Below are 18,601 nucleotides of genomic sequence, written 5' to 3' on the forward strand. Positions count from 1 at the left end.
TGAAGCCGGCATCACATAAATCAATAGAATTGCTCACATAACCCCTTTCTCCCCGATGTTCAAATCGTGCTATGCTGGCGCTCCACATTTTCTCCATTTTTATCACGCACTCGTAAGCAGAACATAACCATGCGGCCTCAACACAAGATAGCGGCTGGGCTACTCGGCATCCTGATGTCACTCGCTTCTCCGGCGACGCTGGCAAATTTGTTGTCGGAAGACAGCGCTGTTAAATCTGAATATATGGAAGCGCAACGCGACAGCGAGGTTTATTCGCTGATTGGCGAGCATGTTATCCCGGTCGGAGAAGTGAAGCAGGGGCAGCTGATTCAGGTGTTCCCGGCGGATGCGGAATATTACGAATTCAAGTTTGGTCACGGCACGGGGTTTATCGATAAAGACGACGTGCGCAACCTCAAAAAATCACGCAAGGTGCAAGACGATCTCGGTGAGCTGAATAAGCCGCTGACCAATCAGAACCTGATCACTCAGAAGGCGATCAACGTCTATACCGAGGCGGATAACGCCAGCGAAGTGTTTGGCGTGCTGGAAGAGAACCTGCGTTATCCGATCATAGGCAAACTGAAGGATCGGCTGAACAATACCTGGTATGAGATCAATATTGGCGATCGTCTGGGCTATATCAGCGAGCTGGATTGCGAAATAGACACCGGCATTCCGGTGTTGACCTACCACCATCTGCTGAAAAACGAAGAGAACAAGCGTTTCCGCCATACCTCGACCACCACTTCGGACGTGGCGTTCAGCAACCAGATGACCTACCTGAAGCAGGCCGGTTATGACACCATTTCCCTGTACCAGTTGGAAGCTTACCTGAAGAATCAGATCAATCTGCCGGGCAAGGCGGTGGTGTTGACCTTTGATGACGGGCTGAAATCGGTCTATCGCTATGCCTATCCGGTATTGAAGGACTACGGCTTCCGCGCAACGGCGTTTATTATTTCTTCGCGCATCAAACGCCATCCGCAGAAGTGGAACCCGGACTCGCTGCAGTTTATGAGCATTTCCGAACTGAAGCAGATACAGGACGTGTTCGACGTGCAGTCACATACGCATTTCCTGCACCGTACCGACGGCAACCGCCAGCCTATTCTGCTGAGCCGTTCGCTGCACAATATCGAATTCGATTTTGAGCGTTCGCGCCGTGCGCTGTCGCAGTTTAATCCGCACGTGTTGTACGTATCCTATCCGTTTGGCGGCTACAATCAGCGGGCGATACAGGCGGCGAAAGACGCCGGTTTCCACATGGCGGTGACCACGGTGCAGGGTAAGGTAAAGCCGGGGGATAATCCGTATACGCTGAAGCGGCTGTATATTCTGCGTACCGACTCCATTCAGACCATGGCGGACAGGATAGCCAACAAGCCGGGAACTGTGGTGGTGCAATAACAGGAAACGGGCGCTGAAAGGCGCCCGTTTTTATTCTCAGGCTACCTGAACCGGCACGGCTTTCGCTTTGCGTTGCAGGTTGTTGTCACCTTCGAAATAGGCGACTTTCGGGTGGTGCTGGCGGGCATCGGCATCGCTCATTTGCACGTAAGAGCAGATGATCAGTTTGTCGCCCACGCAGGCGCAACGTGCCGCCGCGCCGTTGACCGAAATGATGTGCGAACCGCGTTCAGCGGCGATGGCGTAGGTCGAGAAACGCTGACCGTTATCAACGTTATAAATATCTATAGCTTCATATTCCAGAATGCCTGCGGCCTCCAGGAAATCCTGATCGATGGCGCAGGAGCCTTCATAGTGCAAGTCGGCCTGAGTCACTTTCACCCGATGCAGCTTGCCTTGCAGCATAGTACGTATCATAACTTTACCTAACTGAGTATCAGCCTTCACAGGCGATTGAGGTTGAACATCCATCCGGCGTTTATCGTCACCGATAAGTGCCTCCATGTCTACTTTCAGAGGGGCTGAAACAGTGACGATTGCACAAAAAATAGCTTACAACGTCAGGTCAACCTGCTGGTTGTCGATCAGGCGCGCCTTGCCCAGCCAGGCGGCCATCAGTACCACTGCGCGTTGGCTTTCAACACCCAGCGGTTGCAGGCTGTCTGCGTCACGGATAAACAGTTCGTCCGGGGTGAAACCGGCGGCGCGCAGGTGCGCGGCGGTTTGCTCCAGCAGATCGTCGATGTGGCGCTCGCCGTTGCTGAGTTGTTCTGCCAATGCGTTCATGATCTTGCTGAGCTGAGGGGCGATTTTGCGTTCTTCGGCAGTCAGGTAGCCGTTGCGCGAGCTGAGCGCCAGGCCGTCTTTAGCGCGCACGGTCGGCACGCCGACGATATCGATGTCGTACCCCATGTCCGCCACCATCTTGCGGATCAGCGCCAGTTGCTGGTAGTCCTTCTCGCCAAAACAGGCCAGATCCGGCTGAACCAGATTGAACAGTTTGCTGACGATGGTGGCGACGCCGCGGAAATGACCGGGGCGGCTGGCGCCTTCCAGCATGGTGGAAATACCCGGCACGTCGACATAGGTTTGCTGTTCCAGCCCCTGCGGGTAGACATCGGCCGGCGCCGGTGCGAACACCAGGTCGACGTTGCGGCGGGTCAGCTTTTCGCTGTCCTCCTGCAGGGTGCGCGGGTAGCGCGCCAGATCGTCAGGGCGTTCGAACTGCATCGGATTCACGAAAATGCTGACCACCACGATATCGGCGCGCGCGCGGGCTTCATCAACCAGCGTCATATGGCCTTCGTGCAGATTGCCCATGGTCGGTACCAACGCGATGCGTTTGCCGTCCTGGCGCCAGCGGCGGATCTGCTGACGCAGCAAAGGCAGGGTTTCGATAATAATCATTGATAGCTCCTGGAACGATCGCTTAATTAAAAGAGTGTTCTTCAGCGGGGTAAGCGCCTTGCTCCACTTCCTGCATATACTGTTGCACCGCCAGGCGAATATCGCCGCTTTGCGCCAGGAAGTTTTTAGCGAATTTCGGCGTATGGCCACCGGTAATGCCAAAGGCGTCGTGCATAACCAGGATCTGGCCATCGGTCACGTTGCCGGCGCCAATGCCGATCACCGGAATGGACAGCGCTTCGGTGATCTTGCGCGCCAGTTCGGTCGGTACGCACTCCAGCACCAGCAGTTGCATGCCGGCCAGCTCCAGATTTTGCGCATCTTCCAGCAGTTGTTTGGCGGCGAGCTCGTCACGGCCTTGCACCTTGTAGCCACCGAATACGTTCACCGACTGCGGCGTCAGGCCGAGGTGGCCGCATACCGGTACGGCGCGCTCGGTGAGCATTTTCACCGTTTCGCACAGCCAACTGCCGCCTTCCAGTTTCACCATATTGGCACCGGCCTGCATCAGTTCGGCGGCGTTGGCGAAGGCTCGTTCCGGGGTGGCGTAACTCATGAAAGGCATGTCAGCCAGCAGCAGGCAGGCTGGGGCACCACGGCGTACGGCCCGTGTGTGGTAAGCGATGTCGGCGACGGTGACCGGCAGCGTGGAGTCGTGGCCCTGCAGCGTCATGCCCAGCGAATCGCCCACCAGCAGTACTTTAACGCCTTGCTCTTCAAACAGTTGGGCAAAGCTGGCATCGTAGGCGGTCAGTGAAGCAAACTTGCGTTGCTCCTGTTTCCACTGGCGCAAATGGGTCACGGTGGTGGGTTTCATCACTACGTCTCCTGAATAGAGCCGCGCGGTACGCGCAGGGCCCTGGCTGCAAAAAAGTGCTGTCATTCTACTGTAACCCTAACGGGGTGGGTAGCGCAGATCATGAAGCTTAAGGGGTTCTTAAGAACCTTGTGATGTAATAGCGAAAAAGGGATGAGCATGCGAATTCTGCTGATAGAAGATGACAAGTTAATCGGTGACGGCATCAAAGCCGGGTTGAGCAAACTCGGCTTTAATCTGGACTGGTTTACCGACGGGTTGGTCGGCAAAAGCGCGCTGGAAAGCGCACCTTACGATGCGGTGATCCTCGATCTCAGCTTGCCGGGCATGGATGGGATGGATTTATTGCGCCAGTGGCGCCAGGCTGGCCATGATGTGCCGGTGCTGATCCTTACCGCGCGCGATGCGCTGGAGCAGCGAGTCAGCGGCCTGCAGAGCGGTGCCGATGATTACCTGTGCAAACCTTTCGCCCTGACGGAAGTTGCGGCGCGCCTGCAGGCGTTGATCCGCCGCCGTCATGGCCAACTGATGCCGCAACTGGTGCATGGCAATCTGGTGTTTGACTCGGCCACTCGCAGTGTGAGCTGCAACGGCGAGCCGGTAACCTTGACGCCGCGTGAGCTGGCGGTGCTGGAGCTGTTCCTGCATAACAAGGGACGAGTGCTGGCGCGGTCGCTGATCCAGGAAAAACTGTACAACTGGGATGACGAAGTCAGCAGTAATGCCGTGGAAGTGCACATTCATCACCTGCGGCGCAAGTTGGGTAACGGTTTTATCCGTACCATTCACGGCGTGGGCTACACGTTGGGGGAGGTAGAGTGAAACATCTCAGCTTGCGGCTGCGGCTGATCCTGATTTTCAGCCTGCTGGCGCTGGTGACCTGGTGTTCCGCCAGCCTGGTGGCGTGGATGATGACGCGCAACAACATCAATGAAGTGTTTGATACCCAGCAGATGCTGTTTGCCAAGCGCCTGGCGACCGCCAATCTGGGCGATCTGCTGGCCGACGAAAGCGTGCGTAGCCTGCCGAAAACCAAGAAGTTGGTGCATCACGGCAAGCGGGGCAAGCAGGATGACGACGCGTTGGCGTTCGCCATCTTCGACCGCAACGGCAAGATGTTGCTCAATGACGGTGAAAACGGCGCGGATTTCCGCTTTGACGGTGAGCGCGAAGGCTTTACCGATGGCGAAAGGCTGGGCGATGACGACAGCTGGCGGCTGCTGTGGCTGACCAGCCCGGACGGCCGCTATCGTATCGTTGTCGGCCAGGAGTGGGATTACCGGCAGGATATGGCGCTGGGTATGGTCACCGGGCAACTGGTGCCGTGGCTGGTGACGTTGCCGATTTTGATGCTGTTGATCGCGCTGATGGTGGGGCGTGAACTGCGGCCACTGCGCGCGGTGGCCGTCGGGCTGCGCAAACGCGCACCGGACGACGCTACGCCGCTGGATGCGCGTCAGGTACCGACCGAAGTCAGGCCGCTGGTGGATGCGCTGAACGCGCTGTTTGCGCGCATCAATGCGTTGCTGGTGCGTGAGCGGCGTTTTACCTCAGATGCTGCCCATGAGCTGCGTAGCCCATTGGCGGCGCTGCGGGTGCAGACGGAAGTGGTGCAATTGGCCGGTGACGATGAGCCGATGCGCGAGCATGCGCTGGGCAATCTGACGGTGAGCATCGATCGTGCCACCCGCCTGGTCGATCAGTTGCTGACGTTGTCGCGGTTGGATTCACTGTCGGATTTGGCCGATTTGGAGCCGGTCGACTGGAGCCGGCTAGTGCCGATGACGTTGGCGGAGCAGGATCGTCATGCTCACGCCGCCGGTGTCACGTTGCGTTACGAACAGCAGGGCATGCCGGCACCGTTACAGGGGCAAGCGTTGCTGCTGTCGCTGCTGGTGCGTAATTTGGTGGACAATGCGGTACGTTACACGCCTGCGGGCGGCACCGTCACTGTGAGGCTTACAGAGCGCTTGCTGGCGGTCGAAGACAATGGGCCGGGGATAACGGCGGAGCACCTGGTACGGCTGGGGGAGCGCTTTTATCGTCCGCCGGGCCAGGAGCAAACCGGCAGCGGGTTGGGGCTGTCTATCGTGCAGCGCATCGCCGGTTTGCACGGGCTGCGCATCAGCTTTGCCAACCGGGCAGAAGGCGGGTTTGTCGCTCAGGTGATGCTGTAGGGGGCGCTGCATGCCGCGCCCGACTCAGGCTTTTTGTTTGGGCTGATGCCAAAGTTCCATGCCGTTCTCCGGCACGCGCTTCAGGCAACTGGCCAGCGACTCACCGTCAGGGAACACCAATTCGGGGGCGATTTCCGCCAGCGGGTAGAGCATGAACTCGCGTTCTTTCAGGCCGTAATGCGGCACTGTCAGGCGATCGGTATGAATAACCTGCTCGCCATACAGCATGATGTCCAGATCGAGGGTGCGCGGGCCCCAGCGCTCATCTTTGCGCACACGGCCCTGATTGCGTTCTATCGCTTGGGTATGATCGAGCAGTTGTTCGGCGGGCAGCAAGGTATCCAGCGCCACCACCGCATTGAGAAAGTCCGGCTGGTTCTGCGGCCCCAGCGGCTTGGTGCGGTAAAACGACGAACAAAGGATCAATCGGGTGCGCGGAAGATGCTCCAGCGCCTCCAGTGCGGCTTTTACCTGTTGCAGCGGTTGCGCCAGGTTACTCCCCAGCGCGATATAAACGCGGATCATTATGCTCCTTCTTTACGCGGCGTCCGGCGGCGAGGGCGACGCTGACGCGCGCGACGTGGCGCGGGGTCGTCACCCAAAGTACTCAACATGGTTTTCTGACGCGCCGGCGTGGCTTCCTGGAACTCGCCCCACCATTCGGTCAGACGCAGCATTTCCTGGTTTTCTTCCACTTCGGCGCGCAGCGCCAGCAGATCGTAAGCGGCGCGGAATTTCGGGTGTTCCATCAGCTTGTGCGCACGTTTGCCCTGACGGCGAGACAGGCGCAACTGCAACTGCCAGATATCGCGAACCAACGTGGTGATGCGTTTCGGGATCGCCAGCGAACGACACTGTTCGTCCAGCACGTCGTTCATCGCCAACGCGAAGGCGTCGTAATACGCCAGCCCGCTTTCCTGCGCCAGTTTCTGCGCATGTTCCAGCAGCGGATACCAAAGCATAGCAGCAAACAGGAACGCCGGATTGACGCGCATGTCGTTCTGCAGCCGATAATCGGTGTTTTTCAGCACCTGTGCCAGAATGCGCTCCATCGGCGTGTCATGGCTAGGCGTGAAGTGGCGTGCTATCTGCGGGAACAGCGGCTGGAACAGCTGGTATTCGCACAGTTTCAAATAGGTTGGGTAACCGTAACCTGCCTGCAGCAGCTTGAGCGATTCCTCAAACAGACGCGCCGGCGGGATCTCATGCAGCAACGACGCCAGGCGTGGGATCGGCTCGGCGGTTTCGTCGCTGATGCTCATGTCCAGCTTGGCGGCAAAGCGCACCGCACGCAGCATGCGCACCGGATCTTCGCGGTAGCGGGTTTCCGGATCGCCGATCAGGCGAATCACGCCCTGTTGCAGGTCACGCATACCGTCAACGTAATCACGCAGGGTGAAGTCCGCCACGCCGTAATACAGACTGTTGATGGTGAAGTCGCGGCGCTGAGCATCTTCTTCGATCGAACCGAAGATGTTGTCGCGCAACAGCATGCCATTTTGGGCCTGCTGGGAAGAATTCTTGTCTGATTCCGGGGTTTGCTGCTCGTGGTGGCCGCGGAAAGTGGCAACCTCGATGATTTCCGGCCCGAACATCACGTGCGCCAGACGGAAACGGCGGCCGACCAGGCGGCAGTTACGGAACAGCTTGCGCACCTGATCTGGCGTGGCGTTGGTGGTGATGTCGAAATCTTTCGGCTTTTTGCCGAGCAACAAATCGCGCACGCCGCCACCGACCAGATAAGCTTCGTAGCCGGATTTGTTCAGGCGGTACAACACCTTCAGCGCATTCTCACTGATGTCTTTGCGTGAGATTGAATGCTGATCGCGTGGGATCACGGTCATAGGGCCGGTTCCCTCCGCTGCGGGAAAAGGTGGGCGCTTACGCGGCGCAGGCCGGCGGGCAGGGGTTTCTCTGCCGCTTTCGGCGTGCCGTTGTTGTTGCGGCGCGGCAGGCTGTTCAGCCACCACGCTTTCTTCGCGGATTACCTTTTTATCGCTCACCGGCGCATCCTCGCGGGGCAGCTTGTCATCGCGGATTAGTACCTTACGGCAGAAATTGGCTACTCGGGTAAAAATGGTACACCTCGATAGTGACTGATAAAAATGGAGCTAACAAAAAATAGCGGCTAATCATAGCTCACCATGGCTCCTTTGAGAATGCCGATGTGTTTTCATCCACCTGGCGCGGCACATTTTCTAACGTCCAGTGTGCTATAGCCCAGCTCAATAATAACGACAGGTCAAGATCTTGCCAGCTTTCCGGCAGCGGTTGACGCAGAAATTTCAGCGCGGCGATCAACACCGGGCGCGGATCGCCTTCGGGCAGCGCGGGGGCATGATTTTGCTTCGACAACTTGATGCCGTTTGCGCCCAGCGCCAACGGCAGATGCACATAGGCGGGGACCGGCGCCTGCAACTGATGATACAGCGCAATCTGGCGCACTGTCGGCTCAATCAGATCGGCGCCACGCACGATTTCGGTCACGCCCTGGAAATGGTCGTCAACCACCACTGCCAAATTATAGGCAAACAACCCATCGCGTCGGCGAATGATAAAATCTTCCCGCGCCAAAGCCGGATCGGCCCGCAACTCGCCTTGCAGGCGATCGTGAAAGGCGTAAACCGGTGTGGATTGACGTAAACGGATAGCGGCGCCCTGCGGACCAAGATGCAAATCACGGCAGTGGCCGTCATACAAACCGCCAATTTGCTGGATACGGCTGCGGGTGCAATTGCAGAAATAGCTAAGCCCCTGTTGTTGCAGCTGATCCAGGGTTGCGCGGTAGGCTTCGTGACGTTGGGATTGATAGATGACCTGGCCGTCCCAGAGGAGACCATAGTGTTCCAGTGCGGATAAGATACGGGCGGCCGCACCGGCGACTTCGCGCGGAGGGTCAATATCTTCAATGCGAACCAGCCACTGCCCGCGTTGGGCACGAGCCTGGAGGTAGCTTCCCAGAGCGGCAATCAGCGAGCCGAAATGCAGATCCCCGGAAGGCGATGGGGCAAAGCGCCCCACATAATGACTTTCTTGCATATCAGAGGGGAAAGGTTCCCTTTTCTCTGTGTGGCGCACGTTGGAGCGTGCGCCACAGCGGTAACAACTGTATTAGCCGGCCATCTGCTTTTCGCGGATTTCTGCCAGGGTCTTGCAGTCGATGCACAAATCGGCAGTCGGACGCGCTTCAAGGCGACGAATACCGATCTCCACGCCGCAGGAGTCGCAGTAGCCGAAATCTTCGTCTTCCACTTTCTTCAGCGTTTTCTCGATCTTTTTGATCAGTTTGTGTTCACGGTCACGGTTACGCAGTTCAAGGCTGAACTCTTCTTCCTGCGCGGCACGGTCTACCGGATCCGGGAAGTTGGCCGCTTCGTCTTGCATATGCGATACAGTACGGTCCACTTCGTCCCTGAGCTGGTTGCGCCACGCTTCAAGAATAAGCTTGAAATGCTTCAACTGGGCGACGTTCATGTACTCTTCGCCCGGCTTCTCTTGGTACGGCTCCACCCCAGCGATGGCGAGAATGCTCAAGGACGAGGTTTTACGGGTTTGCCCTTCTTGCATGTTGCTTCTCCTACATACACACGCACTATCGAATCCCCAATGCGGGGGAAAAACAGGCCGCTATAAATAACAGATGGAAGGTAGGTTGGCAATTATTCCTGTCGCCTGCTTGACAATGCTGTGAAGGAAGGCGTATTTGGCGACGCGATGACCGGTTGTTGAATTATTGGTGCCCGGTGCCGCTAATCGATAAAAAACGGTAACTTATCACAGAGAGATATACCGTCAGGTGATAATTTAGCCCCATAACAAACGACTTCTACTCCCAACTGCCGAACCTGTGCCAACAGTGCCGCATAACGCTCATCTATATGATGTGCCGGTGCGACCTGTTCAATACCGCTATGTAACACAGCAAAAAACAAAACCGCCCGCTGCCCGCTTTCAACCACGCCGAGCAACTCACGCAGATGCTTTTGTCCTCTGAGCGTTACCGCATCAGGGAAGTAACCACGTTGTTGTTGCAGTAATGTGACTGACTTAACTTCAATATAGCAGTTAACCCTGTTTTCTGCCTGTAATAACAAATCGATACGGCTGTTTTCACTGCCATATCTTACTTCGCCGCTGATTTTACTGTAACCGGATAATTCATTGATTAAATTCTGTTCAATGGCTTCGCGCACCAATCCGTTGGCGCGAAGGGTGTTGACGCAGATCCAATCCCCCTGTTGGGTGTGCGTCAACTCCCAGCTGTGGGCATATTTGCGCTTGGCGTTATCCGAAGTGGAATACCAAAGGGTATCGCCTGGGGTGGCGCAGCCGGTCATGGCACCCGTGTTGGCGCAGTGCAGGGTAAATGTTTCGCCTTCCGGGGTAATCGCGTCGGCCAGAAAGCGCTTGTAGCGTTTAATCAGCGTGGCGGAACGTAGCGGTGGGGTGAAAATCATGGGGTATCCTGATGGGCTAAAGGCCATTGTTCCAGCGGGTGATAACGCGTGCGACCGTTCTCAAATACCGACTGGTACAGCGTGAAGGAGTCGGCGCTGAAGGTCCAGCCCGGCGTTGCGGGCGGCACGGCTACCGGTTGCGTTGCAGAGCGCAGCAGGGTGATGTGCGGATGAAACGGCATCGGGCTTTGGTAGCAGCCGCTGCGGGCCGCCTGTGATCGCAACAGCTCCGCCAGTTGCAACGCCCCTCGCGGTGCGCGGCGGGTGCCAAGCCATACCACGCCAGGGCGCGGCCAGTGGCCAAGATCGTCCAGTATCATGCTGAAGCCGGGTTGGATAATGCGGCCGGCCAGCTTTTTCAGCGCGGTTTCCTTTTGCGCGCTGACATCACCGAGAAACGCCAGCGTCAGATGCAGGTTGGCTGCGGCGACTGGCCGACCGGCTTCGGGCGTGAAAGCTTCGGCGCGCCAGCGAATCACCTGTTGCTGCAGTGCATCCGGTAAGGTCAGGGCGAAAAACAGGCGGCGCGAACTGGACATAGATACCCGGCAAATGAATGAAACGCAGAGTCTAATGCTACAATGTGCGTCGCCCAATGTTAACCACTACGGAGAGTTCTGTGTCTTCACTGCCCGTCAGTGCGGTTCTTGATGAATTGCTCACTGCGCTGCAATCCGCCCCGCAGGTGTTGCTGCACGCGCCAACCGGCGCCGGTAAATCGACCTGGTTACCGCTGCAGATCCTGGCTAAATCCGGCCTGCCGGGCCGCATCATCATGCTGGAGCCGCGCCGGCTGGCGGCGAAAAACGTGGCGTATCGGTTGGCACAACAGTTGGGGGAAGAACCGGGCCAGACCGTGGGTTACCGCATGCGCGCCGAAAGCAAAAGTGGGCCGCATACCCGGCTGGAGGTAGTAACCGAAGGCATTCTCACTCGCATGTTGCAGCAGGATGCCGAGTTGCAGGGCGTCTCGCTGGTGATCCTCGATGAATTCCATGAGCGCAGCCTGCAGGCCGATCTGGCGTTGGCGCTGTTGCTGGACGTGCAACAGGGGCTGCGAGACGATCTCAAACTGCTGATTATGTCTGCGACGCTGGATAACGCCCGTATGACGCAGCTGCTGCCGCAAGCGCCGGTGGTGGTGTCCGAGGGGCGCAGCTTCCCGGTTGAACGCCAATATCAGCCATTGGCCAGCCATCAACGGCTGGAGGATGGCGTGGCGGCGGCGGTGAAACGTCTGTTGTCCGAGCAGAGCGGATCGCTGCTGCTGTTCCTGCCCGGCGTGGCAGAAATCAACCGGGTGCTGGAGCGGCTGAACGGTGAGGTGGCGGCCGATACCGACCTGTGCCCGCTGTATGGCGCATTGCCGCTGGCGCAGCAGCAAAAAGCGCTTCAACCGTCGCCGGCCGGGCGTCGCAAGGTGGTGCTGGCGACCAACATCGCCGAAACCAGCCTGACCATCGAAGGCATTCGGTTGGTGGTGGACAGCGGGCTGGAGCGCGTGGCGCGTTATGACGTGCGTAACGGCCTGACGCGGCTGGTGACGCAGCGCATCAGCCAGGCATCGATGATCCAGCGTGCCGGCCGTGCCGGGCGTCTGGAACCCGGTATTTGCTGGCATCTGTTTGCTAAAGAGCAGGCAGAGCGGGCAGCGGAACATGCCGAACCCGAAATCCTGCAAAGCGATCTCGCCGGCTTCTGGCTGGAGCTGTTGCAGTGGGGCTGCCATGACGTTGGGCAATTGACCTGGCTCGATCGGCCGCCGGAGACGGCGCTGGCGGCGGCAAGAAAGCTGTTGCAACGTCTCGGTGCCACCGACGAAGCCGATAAATTAACCGCACGGGGCCGGCAGATGGCGACGCTGGGTTGTGAACCGCGATTGGCTGCGATGCTGACCCAGGGTGCAGAGCAGGGGACGGATGGATTGGCGACCGCTGCGGCGTTGGCTGCGCTGCTGGAGGAACCGCCACGCAATGGGCAGATGGATATCGGCTACTGGCTGAGCCGCCCACAGCCAAACTGGCAGCGCCGTGCTGCCCAGTTAGCGCGGCGTTTGCAGCCACGATGCGGGCAGATTGATGCAGATTTGGCGCCGAGCCTGCTGGCGTTGGCGTTTACCGACCGCATCGCCCAGCGGCGCGGTCAGGATGGCCGTTATCTGCTGGCCAACGGCATGGGGGCGGCGATGAATCAGGATGAGGCGCTGTCGCGTGCGCCGTGGCTGATCGCGCCAAGCTTGCTGCAGGGCCACAACAGCCCCGATGCGCGCATTCTGCTGGCGCTGCCGGTGGAGATTGATGCGCTGGCGGCGCAACTGCCGGCGATCGTTTCCCAGCAAACCGCGGTGGAGTGGGATGAAGAAAAGGGCACGCTGCGCGCCTGGAAACGCCAGCAGATTGGCCGTCTGACGCTGCGGGCGCAGCCGTTGGCCAAACCGGCCGATGAAGAATTGCAACTGGCGCTGCTCAACTGGGTACGCGCCCAGGGTATCGCGGTGCTCAACTGGGATACCGCCGCCGAACAGCTGCGTCTGCGTTTGCAGTGTGCGCAAAATTGGCTGCCGGAGGCTGCCTGGCCAGCGGTCGATGATGAGTCGCTGCTGGAGAGGCTGGAGCAATGGCTGCTGCCCTCCCTGAATGGCGTACGCGATATGCGCGGGTTGAAGCAGGTCAATATCGCCGAGGCCCTTGCGCGCCTGCTGGACTGGCAGCAAAAGCAGCGGCTGGATAATGCGCTGCCCACTCATTACACTGTGCCGACCGGCAGCCGTTTGCCGATTCGCTATGATGCCGGCAAACCGCCGGCGCTGGCGGTGCGTTTACAGGAAGTGTTCGGTGAACAGCGCAGCCCAATGCTGGCCGAGGGTCGCATCCCGGTGGTGCTTGAGTTACTCTCACCGGCACACCGGCCGCTGCAAATCACCGGCGATCTGGCGGCGTTTTGGCAAGGTGCCTACCGGGAAGTGCAAAAAGAGATGAAAGGGCGCTACCCGAAACACGTGTGGCCGGATGATCCGGCGAATACCGCCCCCACGCGGCGCACGAAAAAATATCAGTAACCCCGTCATACTTGACGCCGCATCTGTGTTGGCTGTGCTCACTTACCCGAATCACTTACTAGAGTAAGCTCATCGGGATAAGCTCTCTTGCCACGTTACTCGGCGCAGCCTCGCCCCGTTGGGGCCAGCGCAAGCGCTGTTCAACAAAACCCTTGGTTTTGTTGTGATGCAACGCCAATTATTTAGGGGGAGAATTCAGATGTTTCTTCTGTTCAGCGGCCTGGCGTCGGGACAGATTAAGCGACTAATAATGGCCGGCAGTGCCGCCAAGTCTGGAGAATGACAGCAATGGCTGGGGATGACCGCGAGCCCATCGGGCGCAAAGGGAAACAACCAAAACGCACCGCGTCGGGCAAACCGCCGCGCCGTCGCCGAGACGACGATTATGACGATTACGAGGAAGACGAGCAGCAAGATGACGATGATGAATATGAAGACGAGGAGGAAAGCGTGCCGCGTAAGGTAAAAGCGACTCCGCCGCGTAAAAAACGCCGTTGGCTTGGCCTGCTTATCAAACTGATTCTGGTGGTTGCGGTGCTGTTGGCGATCTACGGCGTGTACCTGGATTCCCAGATCCGCAGTCGCATTGACGGCAAGGTCTGGCAATTGCCGGCCGCGGTTTATGGCCGCATGGTCAACCTGGAACCGGGCATGCCGTACAGCAAGAAGGAAATGGTCGATCTGCTGGAAGGTATGCAATACCGCCAGGTTAGCCGCATGACCCGGCCGGGCGAGTTCACCGTGCAGGCCAACAGCATCGAGATGCTGCGCCGTCCGTTTGACTTCCCGGATGGCAAAGAGGGGCAAATCCACGCCCGTCTGGATTTCCAGAACAACCGTCTGGCGAAAATCGAAAACATGGAGAACCAGCGTAACTTCGGGTTCTTCCGCCTCGATCCGCGCCTGATCACCATGTTGCAGTCACCGAACGGTGAACAGCGGCTGTTCGTGCCGCGCGCCGGTTTCCCGGACCTGCTGGTGGATACGCTGATTGCCACCGAAGACCGCCATTTCTACGAGCATGACGGCATCAGCCCTTACTCCATCGGCCGTGCGATGCTGGCGAACCTGACCGCCGGGCGTGCAGTGCAGGGCGGCAGTACCCTGACGCAGCAATTGGTGAAGAACTTGTTCCTGACCAACGAACGCTCGCTATGGCGTAAAGTCAACGAAGCCTACATGGCGCTGCTGGTGGATTACCGTTACAGCAAGGACCGTATTCTTGAGCTGTATCTGAACGAGGTGTACCTCGGCCAGAGCGGCAGCGACCAGATCCGCGGTTTCCCGCTGGCCAGCCTGTATTACTTCGGCCGCCCGGTGGATGAACTGAGTCTGGATCAGCAAGCGTTGCTGGTGGGGATGGTGAAAGGTGCGTCGCTGTATAACCCGTGGCGCAACCCGACGTTGGCGCTGGAGCGCCGCAATCTGGTGCTCAAGCTGTTGCAAAATCAGGGGGTTATCGACGCCGAGCTGTACAACATGCTCAGCGCGCGGCCGCTGGGCGTGCAGCCGAAGGGCGGGGTGATCACGCCGCAGCCGGCGTTTATGCAGATGGTGCGTCAGGAACTGCAGGCCAAACTGGGCGACAAGGTGAACGACCTGTCCGGGGTGAAAATCTTCACCACGCTGGATCCGGTATCTCAGGATGCGGCGGAAAAAGCGGTCGAAGACGGTATTCCGGCTCTGCGTGCCGCCCGCCATCTTAACGATCTGGAAGCGGCGATGGTGATTGTCGATCGCTTCAGCGGTGAGGTGCGCGCCATGGTTGGTGGTGCCAATCCGCAGTTCGCCGGTTTTAACCGCGCGATGCAGGCGCGCCGCCTGGTCGGGTCGCTGGCCAAGCCGCCAACCTACTTGACCGCGCTTTCCGAGCCGGACAAATACCGCCTGAATACCTGGCTGGCGGACCAGCCGCTGTCGCTGAAACAGCCGAATGGCAGCGTGTGGCAGCCGAACAACTACGACCGCAAATTCCGTGGACAGGTGATGCTGGTGGATGGCCTGGCCTTCTCGCTCAACGTGCCGACGGTGAATTTGGGCATGGCGGTCGGGCTGGATCAAATCAGCGCTACCTTGCAGCGCCTGGGTATTCCGAAAGCGGAAATCAATCCGGTGCCTTCGATGCTGCTGGGGGCGATTGGCCTGACGCCGATGGAAGTGGCGCAGGAATACCAAACCATCGCCAGCGGCGGTAACCGTGCACCGCTGTCTGCGGTGCGTTCGGTGATTGCGGAAGACGGTTCGGTGCTGTACCAGAGCTTCCCGCAAGCGGAACGCATGGTGCCGGCTCAGGCCGCTTACCTGACGTTGTACGCCATGCAACAGGGCGTAGCGCGCGGGACTTCCCGTTCTCTGTCGGTGAAGTTCCCCAACTACAACCTGGCGGCGAAAACCGGTACCACCAACGATCTGCGCGACAGCTGGTTTGCCGGTATCGACGGTAAAGAAGTGGCTATCGCCTGGGTTGGCCGTGATAACAACGGCCCGGCCAAGCTGACCGGTGCCAACGGTGCGCTGACTCTGTATCGCCGCTATCTGGAAAACCAGACGCCGCTGCCGCTGATGCTGCAGGCGCCGGAAGGCATCAACCAGATTGGCATCGACTCCGCCGGTAACTTTGTCTGTGGCGAGGGCGGGCGCAGCATTCCGGTGTGGACCGATAACCCGCAAGGGCTGTGTCAGGCAAGTCAGGCCGCTCAGCAGCAGCAACAACAGCAGCAACAGCCGGCGGGTGAGCAAAAAGACGCTGATGGCGTCGCCGGCTGGATCAAGGATATGTTCGGCCAAGGGCAGTAAGTTGGCTAGCGGTTAATCCCCGTTGCCGAAAGGTTTTTTGTTGCAGGCCCGTAACTTCGGTTGCGGGCTTTTTTATTTTCCGCGCAGTTTATTTCCATCAGGTTAATACGGTTAAACGGTTAATCCCCCACCTATTTACTGGCTGAATTCGACTTGCAGTTTAATTTGGCTTCTGCATAAAATGCGTCGCTTATAATAATTATTATCGTTTACATTCGTTATCAAATAATTCATCAGAGAAACCACCTATGCCGACCAAGCGTCCATTCTCACCGCAGGCCATGAAGGGCCGTTCTCCCGTCAGTGGGTTGGCGATCACTATCGCTGCCGCGCTGGGTACGCTGGCGATGCCGGCATTTTCCGCTGAAGCCAATCCGGTAGCCAAAGAAGATACCCTTACCGTGGTGGGCAGCAGCCAGCCGCAACAGGAAAGCGCCTGGGGGCCGGTCGGCACCTACGTGGCCAAACACAGCGCCACCGGTACCAAAACCGATACGCCGATTGAAAAGAATCCGCAGTCGGTTTCCGTGGTCACGCGTGAAGAGATGGATATGCGCCAGCCGGATACGGTGAAAGGCGCGCTGGCTTATGCGCCAGGGGTTTATGCCAGCCGTGGCAGCTCCACCACCTATGATTCGGTGGCCATTCGCGGTTTCCCGGCGGTGAATACCAACCAGTATCTGGATGGCCTGCGTCTGCAGGGCGACAACTATAGCGAAGCTTCGGTCGATCCTTATTTCCTCGAGCGAGCGGAACTGCTGCGCGGCCCGGTATCGGTGCTGTACGGCAAGAGTAGCCCGGGTGGGCTAGTGGCGATGGTCAGCAAGCGGCCGACCACCGAACCGCTGCACGAAATCCAATTTAAAATGGGCACCGACAATCTGTTCCAGACCGGCTTTGACTTCAGCGATGCGCTGGATGATAACGGCGTCTATTCCTACCGTCTGACCGGCCTGGCGAAAGACAGCGATGCGCAGCAGAACATGGCGAAAGAGAAGCGCTATGCGATTGCGCCGTCATTCAGTTGGCGGCCGGATGACAAGACCAACTTTACGCTGTTGGCCAATATCCAAAACGATCCCTATACCGGTTTCTACGGCTGGCTGCCGAAGCAGGGTACGCTGATCCCGCTGCCGGACGGCAGCAAGCTGCCAACCAGTTTCAACGACGGTGAAGCAAGCAATTACTTTGCGCGCAAGCAGCGTATGATCGGCTATAGCTTCGAACATGCATTCAATGATACCTGGGCGGTGCGCCAGAACCTGCGTTATATGCAGTTGGAAAGCGACATGAAGAGCATCTATGGCAGCGGCGTTAGCGCGACGGCCCCGACCACGCTGAACCGTGCCTATGTGCAGTCGAAGGAGCACCTGAACAGCTTCTCGGTGGATACCCAGGCGCAGGCCAGGCTGAAAACCGGCGATGTCGACCACACCCTGCTGTTTGGCGTCGACTATTCGCGCATGCGCAATGACATCAACTCCGGCTTCGGTTCTGCCGACAGCCTGAGCATGACCGATCCGCAATACGGCAACGACGCCACCACCGTGACTTTCCCGTATAACTACCTGAACCGTCAGGAACAGACGGGGTTGTACGTGCAGGAGCAGGGCGAGTGGAACCAATGGTTGCTGACGCTGGGCGGCCGTTATGACTGGGCCAAAACCTCGGCCAATAACCGCATCGATAACTATACCAACGAACGTTCGGACGGCCAGTTCACCTGGCGTGGCGGTCTGAACTATCTGTTTGATAACGGCATCACGCCGTATTTCAGCTACAGCGAGTCATTTGAACCGACGTTGGATACCTCCGCTAACGGGCAGACGTTTATCCCGTCGATTGGCAAGCAGTACGAGGCCGGCGTGAAATACGTGCCGAAAGATCGTCCTATTGTCTTGACCGGTGCGCTGTACCAACTGACTAAAAACAACAACCTGACGCCGGATCCGGATAACGCACAGTTCAGCGTCCAGAGCGGTGAGATCCGCTCGCGCGGCGTAGAGTTGGAGGCCAAGGCGGCGTTGAACGCCAACGTCAACCTGATCGCTTCCTACACCTACACCGACGCGAAATACACCAAGGACAACACTTATCAAGGCAAGCCAACCACCGAGATCCCTAAACATATGGCGTCGCTGTGGGCGGACTATACCTTCCACGAAACGGCCGTCAGCGGTCTGACCCTGGGTTCCGGCGTGCGTTATGTGGGGTCCAGCTCATCCTTTAACAGTGACAACAGCACCTTCAAAGTACCGGATTACACGTTGGTGGATGCGACCATCAAATACGATCTGGCGCGTTTTGGCCTGCCGGGCTCGTCAGTAGGCGTCAATATCAACAACCTGTTTGATAAGACTTACGTTTCAAGTTGTTATCGCGACTACGCCTGCTATTGGGGCGCAGAACGTCAGGTGGTCGCCACCGCAACCTTCCGCTTCTAACCGGATAATCGGGGCGGCGGATCGTCGCTCCGAAC

The 18,601-nt window shown here is 58.3% G+C and carries 15 protein-coding genes; 6 read left to right on the forward strand and 9 right to left on the reverse strand.

Translation table 11 applies throughout. The features are described from left to right. The first annotated feature begins 129 nt into the window (after window positions 1-129). A complete protein-coding gene (locus tag SPL01S_RS13510; RefSeq protein WP_062868597.1) occupies window positions 130-1,410 on the forward strand; it encodes a polysaccharide deacetylase family protein in 1,281 nt (426 codons plus the stop codon). A 36-nt stretch (window positions 1,411-1,446) separates the two neighbouring features. Here SPL01S_RS13510 and panD read toward each other — a convergent pair whose 3' ends face one another. From panD to panB, 3 genes are all read right to left on the reverse strand, one after another. After that, window positions 1,447-1,827, reverse strand: a complete 381-nt coding sequence (panD, locus tag SPL01S_RS13515) for an aspartate 1-decarboxylase (protein ID WP_004947897.1) — start codon at window positions 1,825-1,827, stop codon at window positions 1,447-1,449. A 135-nt stretch (window positions 1,828-1,962) separates the two neighbouring features. After that, a complete protein-coding gene (gene panC / locus SPL01S_RS13520; RefSeq protein WP_063200498.1) occupies window positions 1,963-2,817 on the reverse strand; it encodes a pantoate--beta-alanine ligase in 855 nt (284 codons plus the stop codon). 22 nt (window positions 2,818-2,839) lie between these two features. After that, window positions 2,840-3,634 (reverse strand): 3-methyl-2-oxobutanoate hydroxymethyltransferase, encoded by a 795-nt coding sequence (gene panB / locus SPL01S_RS13525; RefSeq protein WP_006327867.1) that lies wholly within the window; start codon window positions 3,632-3,634, stop codon window positions 2,840-2,842. 159 nt (window positions 3,635-3,793) lie between these two features. Here panB and qseB point away from each other — a divergent pair, with 159 nt between their 5' ends. Further along, a complete protein-coding gene (gene qseB / locus SPL01S_RS13530; RefSeq protein ID WP_062868595.1) occupies window positions 3,794-4,456 on the forward strand; it encodes a quorum sensing response regulator transcription factor QseB in 663 nt (220 codons plus the stop codon). After that, window positions 4,453-5,811 carry a quorum sensing histidine kinase QseC gene (gene qseC / locus SPL01S_RS13535; RefSeq protein WP_063200501.1) on the forward strand — a complete coding sequence of 453 codons (1,359 nt, stop codon included), beginning with the start codon at window positions 4,453-4,455 and terminating at the stop codon, window positions 5,809-5,811. The genes qseB and qseC overlap by 4 nt, the downstream gene beginning before the upstream one ends. A 24-nt stretch (window positions 5,812-5,835) precedes the next feature. Here qseC and folK read toward each other — a convergent pair whose 3' ends face one another. The 6 genes from folK to thpR all read right to left on the reverse strand — a co-directional run bounded on the left by folK (window position 5,836) and on the right by thpR (window position 10,807). Next, entirely contained in the window at window positions 5,836-6,336 is a 501-nt protein-coding gene (gene folK / locus SPL01S_RS13540) for a 2-amino-4-hydroxy-6-hydroxymethyldihydropteridine diphosphokinase (RefSeq protein WP_004947882.1), read from the reverse strand. Continuing rightward, window positions 6,336-7,889 carry a polynucleotide adenylyltransferase PcnB gene (gene pcnB, locus SPL01S_RS13545; protein WP_073972054.1) on the reverse strand — a complete coding sequence of 518 codons (1,554 nt, stop codon included), beginning with the start codon at window positions 7,887-7,889 and terminating at the stop codon, window positions 6,336-6,338. The genes folK and pcnB overlap by 1 nt, the downstream gene beginning before the upstream one ends. A gap of 61 nt (window positions 7,890-7,950) precedes the next feature. Next, window positions 7,951-8,850: a tRNA glutamyl-Q(34) synthetase GluQRS gene (gene gluQRS / locus SPL01S_RS13550; protein ID WP_063200504.1), complete on the reverse strand. Its 900-nt coding sequence runs from the start codon at window positions 8,848-8,850 to the stop codon at window positions 7,951-7,953. Window positions 8,851-8,922: 72 nt separating this feature from the next. Next, a complete protein-coding gene (gene dksA, locus SPL01S_RS13555) occupies window positions 8,923-9,378 on the reverse strand; it encodes an RNA polymerase-binding protein DksA (protein ID WP_063200507.1) in 456 nt (151 codons plus the stop codon). A 182-nt stretch (window positions 9,379-9,560) separates the two neighbouring features. Next, the gene (gene sfsA / locus SPL01S_RS13560) at window positions 9,561-10,268 is read right to left on the reverse strand and encodes a DNA/RNA nuclease SfsA (RefSeq protein ID WP_063200511.1); all 708 of its coding nucleotides are present in this window, start codon (window positions 10,266-10,268) and stop codon (window positions 9,561-9,563) included. Next, on the reverse strand, window positions 10,265-10,807 hold the full coding sequence (gene thpR / locus SPL01S_RS13565; RefSeq protein WP_062868587.1) for an RNA 2',3'-cyclic phosphodiesterase: 543 nt from the start codon (window positions 10,805-10,807) through the stop codon (window positions 10,265-10,267). The genes sfsA and thpR overlap by 4 nt, the downstream gene beginning before the upstream one ends. 80 nt (window positions 10,808-10,887) lie before the next feature. Between thpR and hrpB the strand changes: the two genes are divergently transcribed. The 3 genes from hrpB to fhuA all read left to right on the forward strand — a co-directional run bounded on the left by hrpB (window position 10,888) and on the right by fhuA (window position 18,566). Beyond that, window positions 10,888-13,326, forward strand: coding sequence for an ATP-dependent helicase HrpB (gene hrpB / locus SPL01S_RS13570; protein WP_174523959.1), 2,439 nt, complete (start codon window positions 10,888-10,890; stop codon window positions 13,324-13,326). A gap of 288 nt (window positions 13,327-13,614) precedes the next feature. Continuing rightward, the gene (gene mrcB / locus SPL01S_RS13575; RefSeq protein ID WP_063200518.1) at window positions 13,615-16,122 is read left to right on the forward strand and encodes a bifunctional glycosyl transferase/transpeptidase; all 2,508 of its coding nucleotides are present in this window, start codon (window positions 13,615-13,617) and stop codon (window positions 16,120-16,122) included. Between the two features lie 248 nt (window positions 16,123-16,370). Beyond that, on the forward strand, window positions 16,371-18,566 hold the full coding sequence (gene fhuA / locus SPL01S_RS13580) for a ferrichrome porin FhuA (RefSeq protein ID WP_063200521.1): 2,196 nt from the start codon (window positions 16,371-16,373) through the stop codon (window positions 18,564-18,566). The last annotated feature ends 35 nt before the right edge of the window (window positions 18,567-18,601 follow it).

It is taken from the genome of Serratia plymuthica NBRC 102599 (genome assembly GCF_001590925.1).
Taxonomy (GTDB): Bacteria; Pseudomonadota; Gammaproteobacteria; order Enterobacterales; family Enterobacteriaceae; genus Serratia; species Serratia plymuthica.

Coding starts and splice junctions, on each gene's coding strand:
- mrcB (WP_063200518.1), top strand. CDS start 13,615: ATGGCTGGGGATGACCGCGAGCCCATCGGGCGCAAAGGGAAACAACCA.
- panB (WP_006327867.1), bottom strand. CDS start 3,634: ATGAAACCCACCACCGTGACCCATTTGCGCCAGTGGAAACAGGAGCAA.
- dksA (WP_063200507.1), bottom strand. CDS start 9,378: ATGCAAGAAGGGCAAACCCGTAAAACCTCGTCCTTGAGCATTCTCGCC.
- qseB (WP_062868595.1), top strand. CDS start 3,794: ATGCGAATTCTGCTGATAGAAGATGACAAGTTAATCGGTGACGGCATC.
- panD (WP_004947897.1), bottom strand. CDS start 1,827: ATGATACGTACTATGCTGCAAGGCAAGCTGCATCGGGTGAAAGTGACT.
- folK (WP_004947882.1), bottom strand. CDS start 6,336: ATGATCCGCGTTTATATCGCGCTGGGGAGTAACCTGGCGCAACCGCTG.
- sfsA (WP_063200511.1), bottom strand. CDS start 10,268: ATGATTTTCACCCCACCGCTACGTTCCGCCACGCTGATTAAACGCTAC.
- panC (WP_063200498.1), bottom strand. CDS start 2,817: ATGATTATTATCGAAACCCTGCCTTTGCTGCGTCAGCAGATCCGCCGC.
- thpR (WP_062868587.1), bottom strand. CDS start 10,807: ATGTCCAGTTCGCGCCGCCTGTTTTTCGCCCTGACCTTACCGGATGCA.
- SPL01S_RS13510 (WP_062868597.1), top strand. CDS start 130: ATGCGGCCTCAACACAAGATAGCGGCTGGGCTACTCGGCATCCTGATG.
- fhuA (WP_063200521.1), top strand. CDS start 16,371: ATGCCGACCAAGCGTCCATTCTCACCGCAGGCCATGAAGGGCCGTTCT.
- gluQRS (WP_063200504.1), bottom strand. CDS start 8,850: ATGCAAGAAAGTCATTATGTGGGGCGCTTTGCCCCATCGCCTTCCGGG.